Here is a 17,834-nt window from a genome sequence, read left to right on the forward strand (position 1 = left end):
AGGTATCACACGTCACGGCAGTCCGCACACAGCATCTGCCCGTTGAAGTTCTGGAGCTGCTGGGTCAACGTTCCACAGCTCTCACAGACGCTCTGTGTCGAGTACTCCGAGTCCGCGCCCGGTGAAACGGTCCTGTCGGCAACTGCCCCGGCGCTTGTCGATCCGACCGCTTCGGGACTTTCTCGCGGATCGGCACCGTTCTCCAGCAGCGATGCAGTTGCGGTCAACAGGTCGTCCGCAGTCACAACGCCGACGAGTTCCTCGCCCTCGACAACGAGCAACCGTCCGGTTCCCTGTGTCGACATCCAGTCGAGCGCCTCCACGAGGGGCGCGTTCGGGGACAGTTCTGCTTCAGGGTCACGCATGAACTCCCCGGCTGTCGAATCGGAGACCTGTTCGGGGACGAGTGGCAACAAGTCGAATGCCCTGATGATTCCGACCGGCTCGCTCCCTCGCACGACCGCCGCCGTAGAGACCTCTTGTTCACGTAGTACGCGGGCGACATCGGTGATGTCGTCGGATTCGCTGACGCCGACGAAGTCACGTGACATGATATCGCGTACGGTTAGATCGCTCTGCATGTGAACTGATAGCATAGGAGATGTCTAAAAGCTACCCCCACCAATTTTATATTCGCCCCAGCGGTAGTTTGAAGGTCGAAAAAAGGCGACTCACCGGAGAAATTCGACCTTCGTGTCGTCGGCCCGGGCGTGCTCTAGCGCGTGCTTGGCATCCATCCCCGCGTTGTGAGCGTCCGTTCCGATGCCGACGCCAACTCGCAGGTCGACATCCGCAACCGCCGTGACGTGATCGATCGCCGCCTCGTACTCGGCGGCGCTGAGCTCCGGACAGGTCGCGATGATGTTGTCGCCGCCGACGAAGAACGACAGCGCATCGTTTTCCTGGCGCATATACTTCATCAGTGCGGCGTAGCCCTGTTCGATCTCGATGAAGCTATCGAAGGCATTCAGCTGGTCGGTGTACTCGCCGGTCGCATCGATCACGTCGAAATGGGCGATGTGGACGTCCTCGTCGGTCCGGTAGTCGGACTCGATCGCCCGCCCTTCGAGGATCTCTCGACGGCTCTTGTCCTGTGCGCTCCCGGTCGCCTGCAATCGCTCCGTGGCGTCGGACAGCGCCGCCGCGGGGGACTGTCCGGTCGCCACCGACAGGCTGATACTGACGGGATAGCGGTTCCCGACCGACTCCTGAATCACGGCATGATCGTCCATATCGAGGCCGTTCGTCACCGCGATCATATTGTCGAAGCGCGTGAAGAAAACGTAGCCGCCCCGATCGCCGACCAGCTGGGAGAGGTCGGCATACAGCCTCGACTGCAGCGTCTGGAGGTCGACCTCCCGGCGCGGTTCCGGCGTCACGGTCCACGGGCCGTAGTTATCGATCTGAACGAGGGTGACCTGCGTGTTCGTCACAGTAGCCACTCCTTGGGATGACTACCTGATAAGTATCCTGAATCGCCGCGCTCAGGCGTGTTTGATCTCGGGATCGGCACCGACCGGGTGGTAGTCCCAGAAGTCTCCGCGGCGCATCGCGTCGCCGACCGTACTGTGCATGTCGACGATATCGTCGAACTCCTCGGCCTCGACGTGCTCGAAGATCTCCGCCAGACTGACGACGCGCTGGTGGTTGATCCGGATCGGCTCGTCGCCATGCTCGTCGACAAACTCCGCGGCAGAAAGCGGGAAGTCCCCTTCCTCGTCGACCTTCTTGGCGATAACAGCTATTCCGTACTTGCGCATCCCTTCGCTGCCCTCGTCGCCGTCGGGATCGTGGGGCCAGTCCATATCGGTTGTGTGGCCGGACCGGGCAAAAACGTTCCTATCAATTAGCCTGACGCGGTGACGGTTCGCTCGGTGACGTGGAGGTAGTAGAACTCGGGGCCGGCGCCTTCTTCGACGAAGGAGAACTCGGACGCAGCTTCACTGTGTTCAATTGAGTCCTCTAGTCCACCACTACCGATATCGAGATTGTTGACGATCAGACTTCCCTCGAAGTCGAAGTTACCACCTGCACGGAGTAATCCGTCAGATCCTGGCGCATAGATTAGTGCATAGACTTGTCCTTGTGGATTTCCTCCCTCGCCGTGCTCATCTATAACGTAACCACTGGAGTCGACGAATATCTGCGTTTGTTCAGGTTTATCGGAGTTGCCGACGACTGAACTCTCATCGGCTTTTTGGCCCATATCAAAGTTACCATCGATGTAGAATGTTACATTGTTCCCACTGTTTTCATCTTCCACTTTAAGCCCCTCTCCCTGTACGATTACGTCCCCGTCCACGTAAATCTCGACATCGTCATCCCAAGTGCCGGTCTCGAACGTATGATCGTCGTCGATCTCTTCCAAGTAATACGTCCCGGCACTGTCGATATCTTCTAACTCATCCCAATTATCATTGCTTCTCCTCTCGGTAACATCGCCTTCAGAGGCCTTGTTGCTGATGAGCGTATCTGCCGAATCAACATTGGTATTCCCCTCTTCGAAGTCCTCTCCGTCGGGTTCTTGGCTCTCGCTATTTGCATCGAATGAGCCTGCTCTAATTGCATGTGTATACTCGTTTTCTATTTCGAACGGAACACTCAATTCGACCTGAACTTGCCCTTCGACCGTATCGAAGTCATCATTATCATCCTTATCATCAGCACACCACTCAGAGATTGACCCGCGCGTTTGCTGGCTGAAATAGTCTTCCCATGCCTGGCAGTACTCGCTTTCCATCTCCACGTACACTGTCCCTCCGCTCAGTGGATTTGACTTGTCGTCATTGTCGTATACTGGGTAGTGCCGATCCTCACGCTGGAGTTCGAGCTCTCCGCTGAGAGTCCCGCTACTACTGATATCGCCGTCAACTTTCTGAATAGGGAACGAGAGCGCATTGTCACGGTAGTAGAAGTCGGGAGCGGAGACAAGAGAGCTTCCGGAGCCATGCTGGCGGAAGACACCACCAGCCTGATAGGCGACCGTATTGCCATCTTCATTCTCATACACGAGTGAGTTGATCGTCACGGGATCGCCGTTCTCCTCTGTGTACACGTCTGTCGTCCCGTCGGTCCCTTCATGATAGATCTTGAGTTCGCCGGATTCTCTCACTTCTAGCTGCCCGTCAGCCGTCCCCAGATCGAACTCGACCGACTCGCCGTCTTCCAGCTCGCTCGCGTCAGCAGCCAGACTCGAAAACGACGACTCCACTTGCGAGGTCTCGATTTGACTCTGGCTGTCAGCGAACATTGACGCTCCGGCGACCGCAACCGTGGCCGCGACCGTGATCGCGAACCCGGCCATCAGTATGACGCCGAGAACGTGTGCGACACCTCTGTCGTTACTCATTGAGTATCTATACAGTTACCAGGTACTTATGTCTACTTGCCGACCGTATATAAATGGATAATTCCGTGAGCAGGATGCTATCCCGAAACACTGCAAATACTCCGGTTAGGTGCGGAATTCGGATGGGGTAACGATATTAGGCGATAAAATCAAATATGGCACGAGTCAATAGATTAGTCGTGATGACTGATAATTTACTCGATCAGAGCCGAGAAGATTTGCTGTCGCGGGCCATCGAAACGGCGGACGGCGAACTGATGCTGGTTAGTCCGTCCGAGGAGACGCTTGCCCATCTCGTCGACGTGCTGGCCGACCACGAGGGACGCGTGGACGTGCTGGCCGAGCCGGCGACGGTGAAAACCGTCATGGACGATTTTATTGTGGCGAGCAATGCAGCCGACCTGATCGCAAGTGACCGGCTCTCGCTCCGAACGAGTGACGCGCTCGCGACGAACCCGTTGCTGATCAGTTCCTTGAGCGTGATGACCCTCGTGACGACCGACACGTCGGTGAGTGGGCTCGTTTCCGAGGACGAGAGCTTCGTCGATGACGTCCGATCGGAGTACCGAGACCAGTGGGCGGCAGCCGAAGAGTACTCCCTGCGAACACCACCACGGACCGAGGTCGACGAGGAACTCGCAGAGAGCCTCGGCGAGGATGCCGAGCGCGACTTTCAGGCGATGCTCGGCTCGCTCGAAACCGCTCGTGGAGACGACGGGATCGACGAAGTCACCGCCAGCCTGCTCGTCGCAGCCAAGAACGAGGCGCTGCTCTACGACATCAGCAAGTGGGGCGAGGATACCGGTGTCGCCAGCAAGGCGACGTTCTCGCGGACGAAGACGAAACTCGAAGAAGAGGGTCTGATCGAGACCGAGAAGGTTCCGATCGAGGTCGGTCGCCCGCGACTCAGACTGACGCTCGCCGACGAACGGCTGCAGTCCGCCGACAGCGACCAGATCGTGACCGCCGCACAGTCGCTCCTGACCTAGTTCTCGAACCGGCGCAGTAACTCGTCGAGGCTCTCCTGTTCGGCCGTAGCTTCGATCTCCCGTTCGATTACGTCTCGTTCGAGCCGGTACGCTCCGTTCCCGTCGCGAGTTAAAAACGGCTGTTCGCGGAGCGTGGACAGAAACGTCCAGACGTACTGGACGGGGACATCCATCCGCGACTCGATCTCTGCAATAGCCATCGGCCCATCAGTGGCAAGCGTCTCGACGATGCGCCAGCAATCGTCGGAGTCGACCGGTACTTGCGTCGCTGCGGCCTCGATCTCCGAGACGATCGGCTCGCTGTGCAGTCGATCCACCGTCTCCTGTGAGTCCCAGGATTGATTCGTCTCGACTTCCTCATCAGGAGTTTCGGACGGTTCCGTAGTCGTCGGGTTGTCGGCGTCTTCTGCGATCGGTTGGGGGTGATCCTCATCGTTAGAAGCGGAGTCGGATCCAGCAAACGACGTCTGGACGACTGGCGACTCGCCACTGACGAAATCGAGCGTCGCAGTCGACTCCCGCAGTCGCTGGTTTTCGGCTTCCACTTCGGCAATATGCTCGTGAGCCTCGTCCAGTGTGGCTTGCAGGGACTCGACCTGTTCTTCGAGCTCTTCGATCCGATCGTCTTTGGCGACGAGTCGCGCCTCGACGTCCTCCGCAGTCATCGTGGCATCGCCACGGGAGAAGGCGTTTGCCAGCTGTCTGGCCGCGTTCGAGACGTCCCGGGCCTTTTCCAGCTCGGATTCGAGCTGGTCGATCTTCGCCCGTTTTTTGTCCAGCTCCTGTTGCATATCGGCCAGCTCTGTAGAGCGCTGTTCTTCCTCTTCAGTTAGCTCGGCGAGATCGTCCATCAGCGAGTCGCTGACTGACTTCAGCTCCGGGCGCTCGAAATCGTCGAGGCCGGGCGTCGCGCCCGCATCGAAGGTGCGTTTGCGGCGGAACTGGATCCGCCGGACGTCGACCTCGGTCCAGTCGGTCTGGACGAACGCCTCGCCATCGCCGAGGTCTGCTACGGCCTCCTGATACTCGCTGTCGACGACCCGCCCCACGACTTTGGTGTCGTTGTCCCAGGTGAGCCGGTGCCAGACGAGCCAGTTGGCCTGCGTGATGAAGTCCTTTTTGACGTCCGCAGGACGCTGGCTGATCCCCATGATCCCCAGCCCGTGTTTTCGGCCGCGCTTTCCGATCTTGATCAGCATCTTGCCGGTCTCGCCACCGCCGCCTTTCTGTGGGAGATACTCGTGGACCTCCTCGACGACGAGCAAGAACGGCTTCTTGAGCTTCTTCTCTTTGGTGAATAGGTGTCTGGCCGTTTCACGCAGAAGTTCGTCGGCGACATCCTCGTCGAGATAGCCCGAGACGTCGAGGATGATCGGTACGTTCTCTTCGAGCGCGAGCGTGGCGATCCGCTCCGCGTGGGCGGGCCCGATCTGGATGTCACACTCCTCGTCAGCGCCCGCGTGGAGTAGCTCGTACTCCTCTTTGAGGCCGTAGTACTCGCCATCAGTGTCGACGATCAGGACGGGATATCCCGCGTCGAGCAGTTCCTCGATGACGACGCTTGCTGTGTTTGACTTCCCCGACCCGCTCTTTCCGGTGACGAATCCACGGCCCGTAAGCACGTCGACGACCGGAAGCCGCACAGGCTCTCCGGGCTCGTCGTCTCCTGCAGGCGCGCTCAGTTCGCCGATCGTGATCCGCTCGCGATCGCTCACCCACGACCCCCTCCCCGAATCCTCACGTGTAGCATCAGTCCGTATCTCTCGTGACGAGCACTTGAACCCTTTGCCGGTGGGGGCGACACTCGCGGCCAGTCAGTCCCTACTCATCGAGAAATTCTCGGTCGGCAAACCCGAGTTCGTCGTGCTCCGCGAGCATCTCTTCGAGGTCATCCCTGATGGATGTTGCAAGAACCGTCAGCTCCTCGTAGCGGTCGTCTTCTTCCAGCTCGAACTGTGATTTCGTCCGTTCCAGTGCGCTCAGCTTCGACTTGATCCTGAAGTATTCGTTGAGCCGCATCTCGTAAGAGTCGAGCAACAATTGTGTTTCGACGACTTTCCCGATCGTCTCACCCGTGACCGGTTTTACTACGTACTCGTCAAATGGCATCTCCAGAATATCGAAATCGGGGTCGGTAGCAGTCACCACCACGACTTTGCCCTCGTAGCCATCACTCCTGATCCGGTCGAGCACCTCGTCACCGGTCAGTTCCGGCATCCGGCGATCGAGCAGGACGACATCGAACGTGTCGTCGATCAGTTCGAGTGCAGCGCTCCCGCTGTAAGCCGTTTCGACGTGATAGGTATCCGCGAGGTGTGACGCATAGAGATCAGCGACCCGCTCTTCGTCGTCCACAACCAGTATCGACGCACCGGGAGCTGGGTCCATTGCCATGCGGTTGCTACCCACAGGATAAGTAAGTTCGGCCAAGGGAGGTCATCTTCGAGGGCCGAGCGCTTGCGGGGACCAATCTTATATTATCCACCACGTATAACACCCTACTCAATCGGCAACTGTCGGGGATTTGGCAGGGGATGCGGTAACGAACAGGGGGTGCGAAAAACCCGGCAACGTTCCGAGGCCACTCGTCACACATCATGTCAGAGAGACCATCACACGAGATCGCCGGAATCGTCAACGGACGCTGGGACTGTCTCGACGCGATCGTCAGGGATCCCGGAGCGAAAGGGGAGCTAGTTGACCGTCTCGATACACCGCGTTCGACACTCGACGATATCGTTCGGGAACTCGAACAGGTGGGACTCGTCGAGTATGTCGACGGAGAGTGGCGAGCAACCACCGTTGGATACTATGCGCACAACAGCTACGAGCAGTTCGTGGGATCACTCGAGGGGTTACAGGCGGTAGGCGACGTTCTCGATCCACTTTGCGATGTTCGAAGCGTCGGCCCGGCAATGCTGGATGGTGCAGTCGCACACGAAGCGACTGACCCGGTACCTGATGCCGTAATCGAGGAGTTTCTCGCCCGTATCGATGAGGCCTCCCGGATCAGAGGATTCGCCCCACGGGCGATCTCGGGCTATGCCGACGCCGTTCCAGAACGGGCAGCAAAGAGCGGAACCACCCTCGAAATGGTGACGACTCCTGACATCTACAAGCAGCTATCCACGCTGTATCCCCCGACAGAACGGTCAGATGCCGAACGGGAACTGGTGTCGCTGTTCGCTGGACCGATCCCCTTCGAGTACGGTCTCTGGATCGGCGACAACTCTCATGCGGGGCTGATCGTCTACACCGACCACGGTATCAAGGGGCTGATCATTAACGAATCCGATGCCGCCGTCGAATGGGCGACCGAACAGTACGAAGAAGTTCGCGAGAACGCAACACCGGTGGCCGATCGAGACGGTCTTACCGCCGACAGGTAACGCTCTACACGGATTTGAACCACCTGAACTTCGGTCGCAAGCTCCCTCGTTCCGTACCTCCAAATCCAAGGAACGATGCTGTCGCTCACGGATTTGTTCGCGACAGCAACGGTGGGGCTGGGATTTGAACCACCCTCAGACGTGCTCGCTTCGCTGTGCGCGACTGATATCGTTCAAATCCAAGGAACGATGCTGTCGCTCACGGATTTGTTCGCGACAGCAACGGTGGGGCTGGGATTTGAACCCAGGAATCCGTGAGGATACCTGCTCTCAAGGCAGGCGCAATAGGCCGCTCTGCCACCCCACCACATATCATCGTATACCGGCTGATGGTTAAGAACTAACGGATTCGCCCGACCGATCACTCGCGTCCCAGAACCGCCTCGCCGTCCTCGTCAGTTACGAACAGCCCGAGGTCGTCGAGTAGTTCCGTCGTATACTGCGGCACGATACGCCCGGCCGTGACGCGCGAGCGGATCCGCGAGCAAAGCGTCAGCAGGTCGTCACCGTCCTCGACGACCGGAAGCGATTCGACGAACTCGATGTCGTGGCCGGCGTCGTGTCCCCTGACCGAGAACGTTTCCAGCGCTGGCGGTCGATATGCGTCCTCGAAGTCGATGGGCTCGGTACAGCCCGCGAAGTAGATGCGTCCGCCCGCGGCCGGACCCAGCACGAGTTCGTTGGTTCGGAGCTTCATCGCCGCGCTGTCTATCTGTGACCGACCGAGCAGGGGTGCGCGCGGATCGGCGACGGCTGCGGAGCGGACCCCCTCTTCGTCGAGCAGGTGAGTAATCGTATTACCCACGCGGGCGGCCCGGTTCGATCCGACCTGTACCTCGAAACGGACGTCAGCGATGTCGTTGACAGCCTCTGCGGTGAGCGCCCGGAGTTCCGCCTCGGGATCACTATCGTAACGGTCGGGAAGGTCGTCTGCCGCACGGTAGTTCACGAGCAGTTCGCCACCGCTCGCGTCCGCGGCGCGGACGACGTCTTTGAACATCGCCGCGTACAGCTCGGCCGATTCGTCGGCCGAGAGCGGTGACGTATCCGGCAGATCTGACACCACGAGGTCGGGGTGTGGGAGCGTCGCGGGGACGGCAACAACGGTCATGCCCGACCCTACCCGCCAGCCGTAGTTAAACCCGGCCGTTCCAGTCAGCTGTCGTCGTACTGTTCCGCTGGTGTTTAGGTATGTCCGGGCCGCAACTGTAGACATGGATCTGTTCGGGACTGCAGGAATACGCGGACCGGTACGGGATCGGGTCACACCCGGGCTGGCGCTGTCAGTCGGACAGGCGCTCGGCAGCTACATTCGCGACGTCGAGACCGACGTCGTACCGACAGTCGTACTCGGCTGGGACGGCCGCGAGACAAGCGAATCTCTCGTCGCGGCGGTCGAGTCGGGCGTCACCAGCGCTGGCGTCGACGTCCTGCGCGTGGGGGAACTACCGACTCCGGCGCTCGCATTCTGTTCGCAAGGACGATACGGCGTGATGATCACGGCGAGTCACAACCCGCCGACCGACAATGGCATCAAACTGTTCGAAGATGGTGAGGAGTTCGACAGTGGGGCCGAAGGAGAGATCGAACGACTCGTCACCGAGACCGGCGAACCGGCGGCCTGGAACGAGTTCGGAACGTCGGGACTGGCCGACGAACTCGGCACCTACCGCGACCGGATCGCCGAGTACGCCGTCGAAACACTGGGTGTGGACAACGACGAACCGCTCACTGGTGTCTCTGTCGTCGTCGACTGTGGGAACGGTGTAGCAAGCCTGGCTACGCCACAAGTACTGCGTGCGCTGGGGGCACACGTCGTCACGCTCAACGCGAACGTCGACGGGACCTTTCCGGGGCGTGAGAGCAAACCGACGCCGGAGACGCTCACGGATTTGCGCACGTTCATCAGGGACGGCGAGTTCGACATGGGTATCGGCCACGATGGGGACGGCGACCGGATCGTCATCGTCGGCCCGGGCGGCGATGTCGTCCACGAGGACACGATCCTCGCCGTTCTAGCACGTCACTATGTCGCCGATAGCGAGAGCGAGGATCCCGTGGTAGTCACGACACCCAACGCATCGGCCCGGATCGACGAGGTCGTCCGCGAGGAACGGGGGCGCACTGAGCGGGTTCGCCTCGGTGCGCTCCACGAGGGGATTGCCCGCGAGCGTGATGCCGGCACTGGGGAGACCGACGTGGTCTTCGCCGCAGAGCCGTGGAAGCACATTCATACTGCACTCGGCGGCTGGATCGATGGCGTGGCCAGCGCGGCCGTACTGACCGGACTCGTCGCCTCCGCGGGTGACGTGGCGACGCTCGTCGAACCCATCACCGAACGCCCCTACCGGAAGATCAGCGTTCCGTGTCCGGATGCCGCAAAAACGCCCGCGATGGAGCGTATCGGACGTGAACTCCCCGATCAGTTTCCGGACGGTGACGTTTCAACCGAATACGGCGTCCGGATCGAGCTCCCGGACGCCTCGTGGGTACTGGTCCGGCCCAGCGGGACCGAAGAGTACGTACGGTTCTATGCGGAAAGCGACGACATAGACCGTATCGTGGAGACGACGCGCGCGGTCGTCGCGGACGCAATCGAAGCCAGCCGGTAGCTGTGGCATGGTACCGCGAGGTAGCAGTGCCGTAGACTACTTGTGAGTACTCCGCTAACTCGGGTCCATGAACGAGTTGATCGAACTGGCTCGCGAGGCCCGCGAGTCGTCGTACGCGCCCTACTCCGAGTATCACGTCGGGGCGGCGCTCGAAACGAGCGACGGGACGATCTTTACCGGCTGTAACATAGAGAACGCGAACTACTCGAACAGCGTCCATGCCGAAGAATTGGCCCTGTCTGAGGCGGTACGTGAAGGCTATCGGACGTTCGACCGTATCGCAGTGAGTTCAAGCGAGCTAGACGGCGTCACTCCATGTGGAATGTGTCGACAGAGTCTCGCGGAGTTCTGTCCGGAAGATCTCGAGATACTGTGTGATGACGGCGATAGCGTCTCGACGTACACACTCGGCGAACTGATCCCGAACACGATCCACCGGGGGATGCTGGAGTAGCGGCAACGAGGGACGCTGGAGTAGCGACGGGCACGGAATTATTTACTGGTTCGTGACAAACGTCGGTCCATGTCTGATGACCGAGGAGATTCTGCGGGCGGCGACAATGACGTACCGGGCGATAGTGAAGACCCAAACGACGAACTCCAGTACCACCTCGAAGTCGGGCCCAACGATGTCGCCGAGGCTGTCCTGCTTCCCGGCAACCCCGAGCGCGTCTCAAAAATAACGGCTCTCTGGGAGGACAGCGAGGAGGTTGGTCGCCATCGCGAGTACGTGACCGAAACCGGCACGTACGACGGCGCGCCGATCAGCGTCACCTCCACTGGGATCGGCTCGCCGTCGGCCGCAATCGCCGTCGAAGAGCTGGCACGAACGGGAGTGGAGACGTTCATCCGAGTTGGCTCGTGTGGCGCACTCCAGCCCGAGATGTCGGTCGGCGACCTGATCATTACGACCGGCGCGGTCAGACAGGAGGGCACGAGCGATGAGTACGTTCGCGAGGACTACCCCGCGGCCGCGGATCACGAGGTCGTTTCGGCGCTGATCGCCGCTGCGGAGCGACTGGGTCACGAGTACCATACCGGCGTGACGATGAGCGCCGATAGTTTCTACGCCGGTCAGGGGCGTCCCGGCTTCGACGGCTTCGAGGCTGCGGGCAGTGATCGGCTGGTCGAAGAGTTGCGTGAGGCAAACGTCGCTAACATCGAGATGGAAGCCAGCGCGATCCTGACCCTGGCGAGCGTGTACGGGCTCAGGGCAGGCGCGGTCTGTACCGTCTATGCGAACCGGGAGACGGGCGAGTTTAGAACGGAGGGTGAACGCAAGGCAGCCGAAACGGCATCGCTCGCGGTCAAACTGTTACAGAGGATGGATGAGATCAAAGCCGAGCAGGGCGTCGATCGGTGGCACGCAGGCCTGTCGCTGTAGGTCGGTTCGGCTCCTAGAGATCGCTCCAGGCGTCTTTCGCGCGCGACCAGGAGGTCAGATCCGCGATCCAGCGCGCCGCGATGAACTTCTTGAGTGTCTGGGCCGGGACGGAGCCGAACGTCTCGATCGGCATGAACATCACGTCACTTGCGACGGCGTCCTCACCGATCGAGATAACTGTTCCTTTGTCCTTGTGGGTCCAGGTCTCTAGCGGTCGGTTCTCGATCGCACGGGCGATGTTCTTCCCGGCGACTTCCGCAGCCTGCCAGGCCGCCTGTGCGGTCGGCGGTGCGGGCATCTGGCCCTGGTCGATGATCGCACTGTCCCCGATAGCGAAGACCCGCTCGTCGCTCGTCTCGAACGTCGACTCGGCGTTGACACGGTTGTGCTCCTTTTCGACGTCGGCGCTTTCGAGTGCGTCACGCCCAGTGATACCGCCAGTCCAGACGAACACGTCGTACTCGACGGGATTACGCTCGTCGAAGTGGATCGTTGACTCGTCGGCTTCCGTGACCGGATCGTTAGTCAGGATCTGGACACCAGCGTCTTCGAGTTCCTCGCGGAGGGCCTGTTGGATCCCACCCGATCCCGACGGGAATATCTCTTCGAGCGCCTCGACGAGCGAGATCTCGATCGGTGCGTTGTGGATGTCGCGAAACTCTGCGACTTCGCCTGCAGTCTGGATCCCCGAGAGACCAGCACCGCCGACGACGACGTGTGCGGGATCGCTTCGCGTCGCGCTCTCTGCTGCTTCCTTCACTCGCTCGTGGATCGTCAGGGCTTCATCGAGACTTTTCAGAGTGAGGGAATGCTCCTCGATACCTGGAATCCCGTAGTACGCCGTCTGGCTGCCGAGCGCAACGAGTGTGTAATCGTACTCGACTGGGTCGCTCTCTGCCAGTTCGATCACGCGCTTATCGACGTCCATACCGACGACCTCATCCTCGATGAACGTCGTACCCGGCGATTTGATCTCCTCGATTGGGATCTTGATGCTCTCCTGTACTGCCGGATCACGAATACAGCGGTGGGATTCGTGTAGAACTAGATGATAGTCGGTGTTCGAGATCCAGACGAGATCCGCAGTGCCACTCAGTTCTTTTTCGAGTTGTTGTATCGCGCCAGCACCCGCGTAGCCAGCACCGAGTACAACGACCGTGTCCGTCATGGCTCCTACTCAGCAACCCTCCGATACAAAGGCTTTGGATCGGACATCGGATAGTGAGGGTGTACCACACGGTAGCTGAGACTGAAAATACCGGAAAGAGACGATGCTAGTGTTCGGGCTCTCCGGCCGGTGCAACCATCTCGTTTAGCTGAAGGATCAGTATGTTGTTGGTGTCGTCCTTGCCGTCGACTGTCCCCTCGATCAGTAGCTTCGAGAGCGGCGTCGGGCCGACGGTGACGTCGTCGCCTTCGTGAATATCGCGCGAGGATCCCTGCAGATGGATCTCTGCTCGACAGAGTTCGGGGTGGTGGACGCTACTGAGGTTAATCTCGCTGATGTTGGCGTCCTTGACCGGTTCGCCCTCGTGAGAGAGCGGCACCGATGCCGGTTCATCCATTCGCTGGATATCGAGGGCCTCGAAGGCGGTGGCAGTCGGTTTGTAACCGCCTTTCGGTCCGGGTACTCCCTCGACCAGCTGGAGCGCTTTCAGGCTCTGCATCTGGTTGCGGATCGTCCCCGGGTTCCGGTCTACTTCCTCTGCGATGTCTTCGCCCTTGACTGCGTCTTCGGCCTCCCCGTGGAGATTGATCAGCGCCGTGAGGATCGTTTTCTGGCTGGGAGTCAGTTCAATTGATGACATACCGAATTATTCGAAACAGATCCTCTTAAATGCGGCGAATAGGGCCGTTTTCCTTTCGAAGTACGCCGACCGTCCATCAAACCCTGGCAAACGGTTAGCAATCATACGTATTCCGAAAACACAGGTCTGCTTACTACACAGCCTCAGTTCGTCGCTCGGGTAGTAGACCGCTCATCTACCTCGACGTGTGCTGCGATACGCTCAGGCAGTGATACGGTCTCGTTGGCGACCTGTACGGTTACCATTCCAAACGGCGCAACTTCGTTGACCTCTAGCTCGACGCCGGGGTCGATACTATGATCTGACAGGTACTGCAACACGGCCGGATCCTGATCGCTAATGCGGTCGACTACGACGCGGTCTCCTTCACCGAATTCCGTGAGCCGAGCTCCCTCGCCCTCCACGGGGGGATCGAGTTCCGCGTTGGGGATCGGATCGCCGTGGGGATCGACCTCTGGATCGCCGAGCGCTTCGACGACGCGTTCCTCGAACTTCTCGCTGATGTGGTGTTCGAGTCGATCCGCCTCCTCGTGGACTTCGCTCCAGTCGTAATCCAGTCGTTCGGTGAGATACGCTTCGAGGAGTCGATGATGACGGACTACTTCGAGTGCGACACGCTCACCATCCTCGCTCAGCACGACTCCTTTGTACTTCTCACGATCGACCAGTCCTCGCTCTTCGAGTTTGTCGATCATGCTGGTGACTGTCGGTGACGTGACATCGAGATACTCAGCGATCTCCGAGGTCTTGATTCGCCCCTCACGGTCTTGCTGCAGGTGATAGATCACCTTTAGATAATCTTCCATGACGTCGCTGAGCATCATCGTAGTGTGAATTAGCCCCGGCTAACTTGTATATCTACCGTCGTTCGGTCCGGTATTAGATGACTCAATTGTATCACTACACCGCACAACTATACTGTCGGTATGTGTAGCCCCGTGTATGCAACGTACCGTTCGGATCATTGGCGCGCCGACGGACTACGGGACCAACAGGCGCGGCGTCGACATGGGGCCTTCGGCGATCAGATACGCGGGGCTCGGGGACCGTCTCGACGAATCGGGGAGACAAACGACCGACGTCGGGGATCTCTTTGTCGCTCGGACTGCTGGACAGAGTCAGCGAGCGACCGATTCGAATGCACGCCACCTAGAGGAGACCCGTGAGGTCTGTGAACGAATCGAAGCCGAGGTCAAGGACACGGTCGAAAGCGGCGAAATACCGCTGTTGCTGGGGGGCGACCACTCGGTGGCAATCGGGACGGTCAACGGCGCGACGCGGGAGTCCCCGATGGGTGCCGTCTGGTTCGACGCCCACGGCGATTTCAACACGCCGAGTACGTCCCCATCCGGGAACGTCCACGGGATGCCATTGGCTGGCCTGCTTGGATATGGCGAGTTCGGGGAGATGGACTGGGCACGGGCGGACGGTCTGCGGGAGGAAAACGTCGCTATCGTCGGCGTCAGGACTCTCGATGAACACGAGCGCAAGCTTCTGCGCGAGAGCGACATCTCCGTGTTCACGATGTCGGAGATCGATACGCGTGGGCTGACCGATGTCGTCGCCGACGCACTGGCGACTGCAACCGATGGCGTCGACGGCTTTCACGTCAGTCTCGACATGGACTGGCTCGACCCGCAGATCGCACCCGGTGTCGGGACACCCGTGCGTGGCGGGGCGACATACAGAGAGGCACACGCCGCCATGGAACAGGTCGCCGAACGCGACGATGCGTCGCTACGCTCGATAGAAGTCGTCGAAGTGAACCCGATTCTGGACGAAGCCAACGAGACGGCGGAACTGGCCACAGAACTGGTGACGAGTGCGCTCGGAAAGCGGATCTACTGATTGTCGGCCGCGGGGAGCACGTCGACACTCGCAACGGCATCGCCTTCTTCAACGTCCATCACGGTCACGCCCATCGTGTTCCGGCCGACTTGCGAGATGTCGGCGGCCGGGATCCGCATGATCTGTCCGCGTTCGCTCATCAGGGCGAGATGATCGTCTTCGCTGACGGACTTGACGGTCGTCACCGGACCGTTTCGCTCGCCCGTCTTGATATCGATCAGCCCCTTTCCGTACCGGGACTGGCAGCGGTACTCGGAGAGCGGCGTGCGCTTTCCGTAGCCGTTCTGTGTTACAGTCAGCAACGAGTTCTCGTCGTCCTCATCCGTTGCCACCATTCCGGCGACCCGATCGCCGTCCTGTAGCTTGATGCCGCCGACACCGCGAGCGTTCCGCCCCATCTGCCGGACATCACCCACATCGAATCGGATCGTCATCCCGCCTTCCGTGGCGAGTACGATATCCTTCGAGTCATCGGTAACCGCAACATCGACGAGTTCGTCGCCGTCTTCGAGGTTCGCTGCGATGATACCGGTCGAGAGGACGTTCTCGAACTCGGTCGCTGCGGTACGTTTCACGTAGCCGTCCCGGGTCGCCATCGTGACGCACTCGTCGGACTCGAACTCGTCGGTCGCCACGACGGCAGTGATCTCTTCGCCGTCGTCCAGGTCGATCAGATTTATCGCGGACTTGCCACGGGCCGTCCGGCCCATCTCGGGAATCTCGTAGGTCTTGAGCTGGTAGACCTGTCCGTGGTTAGTGAAACACAGGAGATAATCGTGGGTGTTCGCCCGGAACACCTTCGAGACCCGATCCTCGGCCTTGACGTCAGCGCCAATGATCCCCTTCCCACCGCGACCCTGCGGGTCGAAGTTTGCGGCGGGCATTCGCTTGACGTAGTCGTCTTCCGTGATGACGACGACGACCTCCTCCTCCGCGATGAGGTCCTCGTGGGTGACCGTCCCGACGTCCTCGATGATCTTCGTCCGGCGATCGTTGGCGTACTCGTCTTTGATCTCCAGCAGTTCCTCTTTGATGACGGAGAGCAGTTCGCTCTCGTCATCGAGGATCGTCTCAAGCCGTTCGATCGTCGCCTGAACGCTCTCGTACTCCTGTTCGATCTCCTCGCTTTCGAGCGAGGTCAGGCTCCCCAGTTGCATTCTGACGACGTGGTCGGCTTGCTCCTCGGAGAACTCGAAGTCCTCGCGCAGGCGTGTTTTCGCGGCGTCACGGTCCTCCGAATCCTGGATCGCCTCGACGACGTCGTCGACGTGTTCGAGCGCGTGCAGACGGCCTTCGAGGATATGAGCGCGATCCTCCGCCTCGGCGAGGTCGTACTCGCTGCGGCGTCTGACGACCTCTTTTCGATGCTCGACGTAGTGTTCGAGCGTCTCCTTCAGCGTCAGCACCCGTGGCTGGCCGTCGACCAGCGCGAGGTTGATCACGCCGAAGGTCCGTTCGACGTGGCTCTCCAGTAGCTGGTTTTTCACCAGCTCGACGTTTGCACCGCGCTTGCACTCGATAACGACGCGGACGCCGTTCCGGTCGGACTCGTCGCGCAGGTCGCTGACGCCCTCGATCTTGCCCTCGTTGATGTCCTCGGCGATCCGTTCGACCATCCGCGCCTTGTTCTCCTGGAACGGGATCTCGGTGACGACGATCCGGTCGCGGCCGGTCTCGGTCTCTTCGAGTTCCATCTCTGCACGCACGCGGATCCGTCCGCGTCCGGTCGAGTACGCCGAGTAGATGGCGTCCCGCCCGACGATGTTCGCACCGGTGGGGAAGTCGGGACCCTTGATATGGTCCATCAGCCCGTCGATTCCGACGTCAGGGTTGTCGATCAACTCGACCGTCGCGTCGATTACCTCTCCGAGGTTGTGCGGCGGGATGTTCGTGCTCATCCCGACCGCAATCCCCGAGGAGCCGTTGACGAGCAGGTTCGGGAATGCAGACGGGAGGACCTCTGGCTCGGTCAGCCGGTCGTCGTAGTTGGACTGGAAGTCGACTGTGTCCTTGTCGATATCGGCCAGCAACTCCTCGGCGAGCGCCCCCATTCGGGCCTCCGTATAGCGCATCGCGGCCGCAGGGTCGCCGTCCATCGATCCGAAGTTCCCCTGCCCGTCGACGAGCGGATGACGCATCGAGAAGTCCTGTGAGAGCCGCACCAGCGTATCGTAGATCGCCTTGTCTCCGTGAGGGTGGTAATCACCCATCGTCTCACCGACGACCGAGGATGACTTGCGGTGTGAAGATCGACTCGTCACACCCATCTCGTTCATCGCGTAGAGGATCCGCCGGTGGACGGGTTTCAGCCCGTCACGGACATCCGGCAGGGCGCGGCCCGCGATGACGCTCATCGCGTAGTCGATGTAGCTTTGCTCCATCTCGTCTTCGACGCGGACGTGCTCGACGCGCGCGGCGTCGACGTCCGTCGGATCGGGTACGTCTGAACTCATAG

At 60.1% G+C, this 17,834-nt stretch carries 17 protein-coding genes and 1 tRNA gene; 6 read left to right on the forward strand and 12 right to left on the reverse strand.

Annotation, left to right across the window (positions count from 1 at the left end; all coding sequences use genetic code 11):
* Positions 1-5: 5 nt before the first annotated feature.
* The 4 genes from AArcS_RS07125 to AArcS_RS07140 all read right to left on the reverse strand — a co-directional run bounded on the left by AArcS_RS07125 (position 6) and on the right by AArcS_RS07140 (position 3,349).
* Positions 6-581, reverse strand: coding sequence for a CBS domain-containing protein (locus AArcS_RS07125; RefSeq protein WP_238479791.1), 576 nt, complete (start codon positions 579-581; stop codon positions 6-8).
* Positions 582-671: 90 nt separating this feature from the next.
* The gene (locus tag AArcS_RS07130; RefSeq protein WP_238479792.1) at positions 672-1,433 is read right to left on the reverse strand and encodes a GTP cyclohydrolase III; all 762 of its coding nucleotides are present in this window, start codon (positions 1,431-1,433) and stop codon (positions 672-674) included.
* A 51-nt stretch (positions 1,434-1,484) separates the two neighbouring features.
* On the reverse strand, positions 1,485-1,805 hold the full coding sequence (locus AArcS_RS07135) for a DUF5785 family protein (protein WP_238479793.1): 321 nt from the start codon (positions 1,803-1,805) through the stop codon (positions 1,485-1,487).
* 41 nt (positions 1,806-1,846) lie between these two features.
* The gene (locus AArcS_RS07140) at positions 1,847-3,349 is read right to left on the reverse strand and encodes a DUF7289 family protein (protein WP_238479794.1); all 1,503 of its coding nucleotides are present in this window, start codon (positions 3,347-3,349) and stop codon (positions 1,847-1,849) included.
* Between the two features lie 182 nt (positions 3,350-3,531).
* Here AArcS_RS07140 and tbsP point away from each other — a divergent pair, with 182 nt between their 5' ends.
* The gene (gene tbsP, locus AArcS_RS07145; RefSeq protein ID WP_238479795.1) at positions 3,532-4,338 is read left to right on the forward strand and encodes a transcriptional regulator TbsP; all 807 of its coding nucleotides are present in this window, start codon (positions 3,532-3,534) and stop codon (positions 4,336-4,338) included.
* Here tbsP and AArcS_RS07150 read toward each other — a convergent pair.
* Positions 4,335-6,053 (reverse strand): ATP-binding protein, encoded by a 1,719-nt coding sequence (locus AArcS_RS07150; RefSeq protein ID WP_238479796.1) that lies wholly within the window; start codon positions 6,051-6,053, stop codon positions 4,335-4,337. The two genes, tbsP and AArcS_RS07150, sit on opposite strands and share 4 nt — an antisense overlap.
* Positions 6,054-6,159: 106 nt before the next feature.
* Positions 6,160-6,726, reverse strand: coding sequence for a response regulator (locus AArcS_RS07155; protein WP_238479797.1), 567 nt, complete (start codon positions 6,724-6,726; stop codon positions 6,160-6,162).
* A gap of 209 nt (positions 6,727-6,935) precedes the next feature.
* On the opposite strand from AArcS_RS07155, the gene AArcS_RS07160 reads away from it, so the two are divergent.
* On the forward strand, positions 6,936-7,727 hold the full coding sequence (locus AArcS_RS07160) for a helix-turn-helix transcriptional regulator (RefSeq protein WP_238479798.1): 792 nt from the start codon (positions 6,936-6,938) through the stop codon (positions 7,725-7,727).
* A 223-nt stretch (positions 7,728-7,950) separates the two neighbouring features.
* On the opposite strand, the gene AArcS_RS07165 is transcribed toward AArcS_RS07160, so the two are convergent.
* Together AArcS_RS07165 and AArcS_RS07170 are read right to left on the reverse strand one after the other, a co-directional pair.
* Positions 7,951-8,034, reverse strand: a tRNA-Ser gene (locus tag AArcS_RS07165).
* Positions 8,035-8,088: 54 nt separating this feature from the next.
* On the reverse strand, positions 8,089-8,838 hold the full coding sequence (locus tag AArcS_RS07170; RefSeq protein WP_238479799.1) for a hypothetical protein: 750 nt from the start codon (positions 8,836-8,838) through the stop codon (positions 8,089-8,091).
* A 103-nt stretch (positions 8,839-8,941) separates the two neighbouring features.
* On the opposite strand from AArcS_RS07170, the gene AArcS_RS07175 reads away from it, so the two are divergent.
* The 3 genes from AArcS_RS07175 (at position 8,942) to AArcS_RS07185 (ending at position 11,723) form a co-directional block, all read left to right on the forward strand.
* A complete protein-coding gene (locus AArcS_RS07175) occupies positions 8,942-10,339 on the forward strand; it encodes a phosphohexomutase domain-containing protein (protein ID WP_238479800.1) in 1,398 nt (465 codons plus the stop codon).
* A 67-nt stretch (positions 10,340-10,406) separates the two neighbouring features.
* Positions 10,407-10,793: a cytidine deaminase gene (gene cdd, locus AArcS_RS07180; protein WP_238479801.1), complete on the forward strand. Its 387-nt coding sequence runs from the start codon at positions 10,407-10,409 to the stop codon at positions 10,791-10,793.
* Between the two features lie 69 nt (positions 10,794-10,862).
* A complete protein-coding gene (locus AArcS_RS07185; protein WP_238479802.1) occupies positions 10,863-11,723 on the forward strand; it encodes a nucleoside phosphorylase in 861 nt (286 codons plus the stop codon).
* Between the two features lie 13 nt (positions 11,724-11,736).
* On the opposite strand, the gene AArcS_RS07190 is transcribed toward AArcS_RS07185, so the two are convergent.
* The 3 genes from AArcS_RS07190 to AArcS_RS07200 form a co-directional block, all read right to left on the reverse strand.
* A complete protein-coding gene (locus AArcS_RS07190) occupies positions 11,737-12,891 on the reverse strand; it encodes an NAD(P)/FAD-dependent oxidoreductase (RefSeq protein WP_238479803.1) in 1,155 nt (384 codons plus the stop codon).
* A 106-nt stretch (positions 12,892-12,997) separates the two neighbouring features.
* Positions 12,998-13,531: an Rrf2 family transcriptional regulator gene (locus tag AArcS_RS07195; protein ID WP_238479804.1), complete on the reverse strand. Its 534-nt coding sequence runs from the start codon at positions 13,529-13,531 to the stop codon at positions 12,998-13,000.
* A gap of 143 nt (positions 13,532-13,674) precedes the next feature.
* Entirely contained in the window at positions 13,675-14,355 is a 681-nt protein-coding gene (locus AArcS_RS07200; protein ID WP_375139640.1) for a metal-dependent transcriptional regulator, read from the reverse strand.
* Between the two features lie 118 nt (positions 14,356-14,473).
* On the opposite strand from AArcS_RS07200, the gene rocF reads away from it, so the two are divergent.
* Complete coding sequence (gene rocF, locus AArcS_RS07205; protein WP_238479805.1) at positions 14,474-15,379, forward strand: arginase; 906 nt, start codon at positions 14,474-14,476, stop codon at positions 15,377-15,379.
* Here rocF and gyrA read toward each other — a convergent pair.
* Positions 15,373-17,832 carry a DNA gyrase subunit A gene (gene gyrA / locus AArcS_RS07210; protein ID WP_238479806.1) on the reverse strand — a complete coding sequence of 820 codons (2,460 nt, stop codon included), beginning with the start codon at positions 17,830-17,832 and terminating at the stop codon, positions 15,373-15,375. The genes rocF and gyrA overlap by 7 nt on opposite strands.
* Positions 17,833-17,834: the final 2 nt, after the last annotated feature.

The organism is Natranaeroarchaeum sulfidigenes (assembly GCF_017094485.1).
Lineage (GTDB): Archaea > Halobacteriota > Halobacteria > Halobacteriales > Natronoarchaeaceae > Natranaeroarchaeum > Natranaeroarchaeum sulfidigenes.

Excerpts from the sequence above, each read along its gene's own strand:
- AArcS_RS07135 (WP_238479793.1), bottom strand. The coding sequence starts at position 1,805 with ATGGACTGGCCCCACGATCCCGACGGCGACGAGGGCAGCGAAGGGATG.
- AArcS_RS07200 (WP_375139640.1), bottom strand. The coding sequence starts at position 14,355 with ATGATGCTCAGCGACGTCATGGAAGATTATCTAAAGGTGATCTATCAC.
- tbsP (WP_238479795.1), top strand. The coding sequence starts at position 3,532 with ATGACTGATAATTTACTCGATCAGAGCCGAGAAGATTTGCTGTCGCGG.
- AArcS_RS07195 (WP_238479804.1), bottom strand. The coding sequence starts at position 13,531 with ATGTCATCAATTGAACTGACTCCCAGCCAGAAAACGATCCTCACGGCG.
- gyrA (WP_238479806.1), bottom strand. The coding sequence starts at position 17,832 with ATGAGTTCAGACGTACCCGATCCGACGGACGTCGACGCCGCGCGCGTC.
- AArcS_RS07175 (WP_238479800.1), top strand. The coding sequence starts at position 8,942 with ATGGATCTGTTCGGGACTGCAGGAATACGCGGACCGGTACGGGATCGG.
- AArcS_RS07155 (WP_238479797.1), bottom strand. The coding sequence starts at position 6,726 with ATGGACCCAGCTCCCGGTGCGTCGATACTGGTTGTGGACGACGAAGAG.
- AArcS_RS07125 (WP_238479791.1), bottom strand. The coding sequence starts at position 581 with ATGCAGAGCGATCTAACCGTACGCGATATCATGTCACGTGACTTCGTC.
- rocF (WP_238479805.1), top strand. The coding sequence starts at position 14,474 with ATGCAACGTACCGTTCGGATCATTGGCGCGCCGACGGACTACGGGACC.
- AArcS_RS07140 (WP_238479794.1), bottom strand. The coding sequence starts at position 3,349 with ATGAGTAACGACAGAGGTGTCGCACACGTTCTCGGCGTCATACTGATG.
- AArcS_RS07160 (WP_238479798.1), top strand. The coding sequence starts at position 6,936 with ATGTCAGAGAGACCATCACACGAGATCGCCGGAATCGTCAACGGACGC.
- AArcS_RS07190 (WP_238479803.1), bottom strand. The coding sequence starts at position 12,891 with ATGACGGACACGGTCGTTGTACTCGGTGCTGGCTACGCGGGTGCTGGC.
- AArcS_RS07185 (WP_238479802.1), top strand. The coding sequence starts at position 10,863 with ATGTCTGATGACCGAGGAGATTCTGCGGGCGGCGACAATGACGTACCG.
- cdd (WP_238479801.1), top strand. The coding sequence starts at position 10,407 with ATGAACGAGTTGATCGAACTGGCTCGCGAGGCCCGCGAGTCGTCGTAC.
- AArcS_RS07170 (WP_238479799.1), bottom strand. The coding sequence starts at position 8,838 with ATGACCGTTGTTGCCGTCCCCGCGACGCTCCCACACCCCGACCTCGTG.